This is a genomic window from Streptomyces sp. NRRL WC-3549 (assembly GCF_000721935.1).
Classification (GTDB): domain Bacteria; phylum Actinomycetota; class Actinomycetes; order Streptomycetales; family Streptomycetaceae; genus Streptomyces.
Window position 1 is genome coordinate 8,208 of the sequence record NZ_KL585437.1, and the last position, 5,765, is coordinate 13,972.

Consider the following 5,765-nt stretch of genomic DNA (forward strand, 5'->3'; position numbering starts at 1 on the left):
GCGGCGGTGTCCGTGAGGGGGACGAGCGGCCGGTCGGGTTCGATGTAGCCGAGTTCGGTGTAGGTGGTGGTGGCGGGGCCGGTGAAGTCGACGAAGTTCTCGTCCCAGCCGGCGGGTCCGGGGCCGTAGTGGTGCGGGGTGCCGGGGGTCAGCCAGATGAGGCTGGGGGCGGTGACGGCGAGCCGGCGGCCGTCGGGCGCGGTGACCCAGCCGCTGCCGGAGTTGATCACCATGGCCACGTGGTGGTCGAGGGTGCGGGGTCCGACGACGGGCAGGGTGCCGTGCTGGAGGCCGACACCGAGGCAGGCCAGGCCCAGGCGCTGGTGGAGTGCGCTGGGCGTGAAGAAGCGCATCCAGATGTGGTGCACCGGTCGTTCCCCTTCCCTGTGGACGCTGTGTGTCCAAGCAGAGGTGATCTTTCTCCATGGACGGGCCCGGCGCCAGAGGGGAGTCTGGTGGCCGACAGGCGATCGGCACACAGGAGCACGCGGCACGATGACCGGATTCACGGTGGCGGACGACCATTTCTCGCTCGACGGCAGGCCGGTGCGGCTCTTGTCGGGGGCGATGCACTATTTCCGGGTGCACGAGGAGCAGTGGGGGCAGCGGCTGGCGATGCTGCGCGCGATGGGGCTCAACTGCGTGGAGACGTACGTGCCGTGGAACCTCCACGAGCCGTCGCCGGGCGTCTTCCGGGACGTGGGGGCGCTGGGCCGGTTCCTGGACGCGGCGCACGGCCAGGGGTTGCTGGCGATCGTGCGGCCGGGGCCGTACATCTGCGCGGAGTGGGAGAACGGCGGCCTGCCGTCGTGGGTGACGGGGCGGTTCGGCCGGCGGGTGCGGACCCGGGACGCCGGTTACACCGCGGCGGTGGAGCGCTGGTTCGGGGAGCTGCTGGGGCAGGTGGTGCGGCGGCAGGTCACGGCGGGCGGGCCGGTGGTGATGGTGCAGGTGGAGAACGAGTACGGGAGTTACGGCTCGGACCTGGCGCATCTTCGGGAGTTGGCGGGGCTGCTGCGCCGGTCGGGGGTGGAGGTGCCGCTGTTCACGTCGGACGGGCCGGAGGACCACATGCTGTCGGGCGGTTCGGTGCCCGGTGTCCTGGCGACGGCGAATTTCGGGTCGCAGGCGCGGGAGGCGTTCGGGGTGCTGCGCCGGCACCGGCCGCGGGGGCCGTTGATGTGCATGGAGTTCTGGTGCGGCTGGTTCGAGCACTGGGGGGCCGAGCCGGTGGTGCGGGATCCGGCGGAGACGGCCGGGGCGCTGCGGGAGGTGCTGGAGTCGGGGGCGTCGGTCAATGTGTACATGGCGCACGGGGGGACGAACTTCGCGGGCTGGGCGGGGGCGAACCGTGCGGGCCCGCTGCAGGACGGGGAACTGGCGGCGACGGTGACGTCGTACGACTACGACGCGCCCGTCGACGAGTACGGGCGGGCCACGCCCAAGTTCTGGGCGCTGCGTGAGGTGCTGGCCGAGTACGCGGAGGGGCCGCTGCCCGAGCCGCCGCCCGAGCCGGTGGGGCCGGGGCGTACGGTGCGGGTCGCGCTGACCGAGGGGGCGCCGCTCACGGCGGTGCTGGAGGCGCTGGGTGGTCCGCAGGGCGGGCCGTACGGTGTGCCGCCGACGTTCGAGGAGCTGGGGGTGGACCGCGGGGTGGTGCGGTACGAGGTGGAGGTGCCGGGTCCGCGGCAGCCGTATCCGCTGGGTGTGCGGGGGTTGCGGGACCGGGCCGTGGTGTACGTGGACGGGGTGCGGGCGGGCGTCCTCACCGAGGAGGACCACACGCTCGCGGAGCCGGTGGCGGGCCCGGCCCGGGTGGAGCTGTGGGTCCAGTCGCTGGGGCGGGTCAACTACGGGCCGCGGCTGGGTGAGCCGAAGGGGGTCACCGGCGGGGTGCTGCACGAGCGGCAGTTCCTGCACGGGGTGTGTGCGCGGGCGCTGCGGCTGGACGCGTTCGACGAGCCGGGCGCGGTGGACGGGCGGGTTCCGTTCGGGGACGTACGGGAGACGGGTCCGACGGGCCTGTTCCGCGGGTTCTTCGATCTCCCGGAGGCGGCCGGGTCGGACCACGCGGGCCTGGAACTGCCGGGCTGGGCGGGCGGGTTCGTCTGGGTCAACGGTTTCTGTCTGGGCCGCTACCGGTCGGTGGGGCCGCAGCGGACGCTGTACGTGCCGGGCCCGGTGCTGCGCGAGGGGGCCAACGAGGTGTGGGTGCTGGAGCTGGAGGAGGCGGGGGCCCTGTACGCGGAGGTGGGCCCCGGGGTGCCGGCCAGGGGGGCCGGGGAGCCGGGGTAGACGGCGTACCGGGCGCGGCCGGTCGGGGCGGCTCCGCGGCGGGGCGTGGTTTCCGGCCACGACCGGCGCCTCCGCGAACCCGTACGCCTCTGCCCGCGTCCCCCTTACAGTGAGGTGCACCGGTTGCCGTCGACGGGGGGCCAACGTGAGCGAAGGCGGCGGCCAGGTCGTCCGCGGGTTCCCTCATCTGGACACCGTCCGGTCCGCGATCACCGCGCTCCACCGGCGGCTGGGCCCGGACGGGGTGCGGAAGTACGCCACCAGTTTCGTCCCGGCGGACGCCGCGTTCGCCGACACGGAGGACCTGTATCCCGGGGCGCAGCGGGTGGCGGGCGCCCTGGTCGAGCACCTGCGGCTGCCGAAGGCCCGTGTCGTCGTCGGCTTCCGGCGGATGGAGCACGCCGCCGCCGTCGAACTCACCGCGGGGCCCGAGTACTTCGTCGAGCTGAACGACCGCTTCCGTACGCACCGCAGGGACATCGGGGCGGCGCTGGCGCACGAGATCACCCACGTCCTGCTGCACCGGCTGGGCCTGGAGTTCCGCGGGACCCGCGACAACGAGGTCCTCACCGACACGGTGACGGCCTATCTGGGTGCGGGCTGGCTGCTGCTGGACGCCTTCCGGCAGGACGCGACGTCCAGTCAGAAGCTGGGCTACCTCACGCCGGATGAGTTCGGGTACGTGCTCGCCAAGCGGGCGCTGGTCTTCGACGAGGACCCCTCGGTGTGGTTCACGAGCCCGCAGGCGTACCCGGCGTACACCGCGGGCCGGGCGAAGGCGCTGGGTGATCTGCGCCGCCCGCCGCTGACCGGCGCGGGCTGGGCGGGCCGCCGTCGCTACGCCCGCGACCGGCGGCGCGCCGTGGGGTCTGCGGGGACGGGCCCGGGCGACGGGTACGCCTTCGAGGACGGCCCCGGTGGTCTGCGGGTCTCGTTCGCGTGTCCCGTCTGCCACCAGCGGGTCCGCGTCCCGGTCCGTGGCCGGGTGCGGGCCCGGTGCGGACTGTGCCGGACGGTGCTGGAGTGCGACACCTGAGCTGCGGGGACCGTCCGGGTCCGCCGTAGGGTCGGTCGCATGAAGAACGAACCTGCCGGCGACGCGCACAGCCTGTTCGAGGCGTTGTACGAGGGGGAGAGTGCCGTCGTACGGGCGTTGAGGGCCGGCGCGTCCGTGGAGGCCCGTGACGAGGACGGGACGAGCGCCCTGTATCTGGCGGCCGTCCAGGACCTGCCCGGCACGGTGCGGCTGCTGCTGGCAGCGGGTGCGGACCCGGACCGGCCGAGCGGTCCGGAAGCGGGCGACCTGCCGTTGTGCGGGGCGGTGTGCGGTGGCCACACGGAGGTGGTGGAGGCGCTGCTGGCGGCCGGGGCGGACCCGGACCTGCGGGAGGACTTCGGCTTCACGGCCCTGCGCTGGGCGGCGGGTCTGGGACACGCCGGGATCGCGGAGCTGCTGCTCGCCCAGGGGGCGGACCCCGGCCTGCCGGGCCCGCGGGACGAGCCGCCGCTGGTGGTCGCGGCCCGGCGGGGGTCCGCCCGGACGGTGCGGGCGCTGCTCCGGTACGGGGCGCCGGGGCTGCGGCCGGCGCTCGACGAGGCCCGGCGGATGCTGGCGGTGGACGCCGGCAAGGAGCTGCTGCGCGCCCTGGAGGCGCTGCACGGCCCGGGGCACGAGAGCGCGGTGCGCCGCACCCGGGTGGCGGGCGGGGTGCTCGTCACGGTCGAACTGCTGCGGGACGGCGAGCCGTTCGCGGGCCAGGACCAGGAGACGGGGCACGGTGCGATCGCGACGCTGCTGGAGGAGGAGCTCGGGCTGCGCGTCCCGTTCGAGGAGCTGGCGGTCCGGGCCCTGCGCGGGCAGGACCCCGAGCTGGACGACTGGCGGGAGACGGTCCGGGTGCTGCGGCTGCGCGGCGACGAGGAGACGTTCCAGGCGGCGGCGGCCTGGGCGGCGAGCGCGGACCCGCTGCGGCAGATGCTGGGGGCCCAGGTACTGGCCCGGCTCGGTTTCCGGGCGGACGAGAAGCCGTTCGCGTCCCGGGCGGTACCGCTGCTGAGGGTCCTGGCCCGCGACGCCGTGCACCCGGCGGCGGCCGAGGCGGCGACCCGCGCACTCGACGCCTACCGGCCGGCGCACGGTGGTCGCCGCGGCCCGGAGTAGGCCGGAAGTCCCGGGGGACGGCCGCGAAGTCCTGAGCCGGTCCTCGGCCTTCCGCCCGTTACGCCGCCGCCGCGCGCCGCCTACCGTCTCGGCCATGGATACGTCAGGCACTCTCGACGAGGCGCTCCAGCGGCTGCACCGGTGGGGCCCGGAACGGCTCGGACAGCTCACCAACCACGCGCCGATGGCGGTGGAGGCGCTCGCCTCGCACGGCCGGGGGCGGTCCGTGCACCGCTGGCTCGACCTGTACGCGGAGAAGCTGGAGGAGTTCCCGCCCGGCCTGGAACCGGTCACGGCGGAGAACTGGCGCGGGGCGCTCGGTGATCCGCGCCGCGCCGCCGACTGGATCGGCCACTTCGGGCACGAGGTCGCCGAGCGGCCCTGGCGCGAGGTGCTCACCCAGTGGTGGCCCCGCCTCCTGCCCGGCGTGTACGGGGGGTCGACGCATCCGGTGATCCGGGTGGGCCACGCCGTCCGCACCCTGCTGGCGGGGGATCCCACCGGGCCTCGGCTTACCGAACTCGCCCACGGCCTGGGCTACTGGGCCGCGCGCCACCGCCCCCTCGCGGATCCCGATCCGCTGCCCGGCGCCGACGGCGCGGCCGCCGCCCTCGACGCGGTCCGCCCCCTCGCCGTACGCGAGGGAGGCTTCCCCGACCGCCTCGGCCGGGTCACGGGCCTGCCGGTGTGGGCCGCGTCGGTCTCCGACCCCGACCTGGCCCGGCGGCGTCTGACGGAACTGGTGCGGGCGGCCACCCACCGCTACGCCACGCACGGCCACGGTGAGGCGACGATGCTGGTGCACGCCGCCACGGCACCCAACGCGGTGCTGCGCACCCTGCCCGCGCTCCCCCGGCAGCTGTGGGTACCGAGCCTGAGGGCCGCGTGGACGGCGTCCGCGGCCGTGACCGCCATGTACGCGCCGGACACACCGGTCGTGTACACGGCGCCGGGCACCTTCGGTCCGGAGGAGGTCTTCGCGCGGGCGCTGGCACACGGCGACGAGCACGTCATCAAGCTGACCGACACGGCCCTGGACGTCGGCGACGACCGGGCTCTCGCGGCGGCGCTGCGCTCCGTCGAGCTGAGCGAACCACTGCGCTGAGCGCCGGGCCTCCCGTGCGCCGCTCCCCCGGCGCCGCCCGGGAACGGCGGGCGGAGCGGGGTGGGAGCGAGGGCGGAAAGGGCCAGGAGGGCCGACCCGGTCGGTCGGGTCGGCCCTCCTGGCGGTATGGGTGCGCTCTCGCGTCTGCGGTCAGGCCGCCCGGCGCCCGCGTGCCGGAGCGCCGTCGGCGCGGCCGGTACCGGC

5 protein-coding genes are annotated in these 5,765 nt (G+C 75.4%); 4 read left to right on the top strand and 1 reads right to left on the bottom strand.

The window, feature by feature from the left end; genetic code table 11:
* Nucleotides 1-368 (bottom strand): AraC family ligand binding domain-containing protein (locus IH13_RS0131810; protein WP_031089840.1); only part of this gene is annotated, 368 nt, incomplete at its 3' end.
* A 127-nt stretch (nucleotides 369-495) separates the two neighbouring features.
* Between IH13_RS0131810 and IH13_RS0131815 the strand changes: the two genes are divergently transcribed.
* The 4 genes from IH13_RS0131815 (at nucleotide 496) to IH13_RS0131830 (ending at nucleotide 5,561) form a co-directional block, all read left to right on the top strand.
* Entirely contained in the window at nucleotides 496-2,295 is a 1,800-nt protein-coding gene (locus IH13_RS0131815) for a glycoside hydrolase family 35 protein (protein ID WP_031089842.1), read from the top strand.
* 145 nt (nucleotides 2,296-2,440) lie between these two features.
* Nucleotides 2,441-3,331: a hypothetical protein gene (locus IH13_RS0131820; protein ID WP_031089844.1), complete on the top strand. Its 891-nt coding sequence runs from the start codon at nucleotides 2,441-2,443 to the stop codon at nucleotides 3,329-3,331.
* A gap of 39 nt (nucleotides 3,332-3,370) precedes the next feature.
* Nucleotides 3,371-4,456 (top strand): ankyrin repeat domain-containing protein, encoded by a 1,086-nt coding sequence (locus IH13_RS45675; protein WP_031089845.1) that lies wholly within the window; start codon nucleotides 3,371-3,373, stop codon nucleotides 4,454-4,456.
* A 94-nt stretch (nucleotides 4,457-4,550) separates the two neighbouring features.
* Nucleotides 4,551-5,561, top strand: coding sequence for a questin oxidase family protein (locus IH13_RS0131830; protein ID WP_031089848.1), 1,011 nt, complete (start codon nucleotides 4,551-4,553; stop codon nucleotides 5,559-5,561).
* Nucleotides 5,562-5,765: the final 204 nt, after the last annotated feature.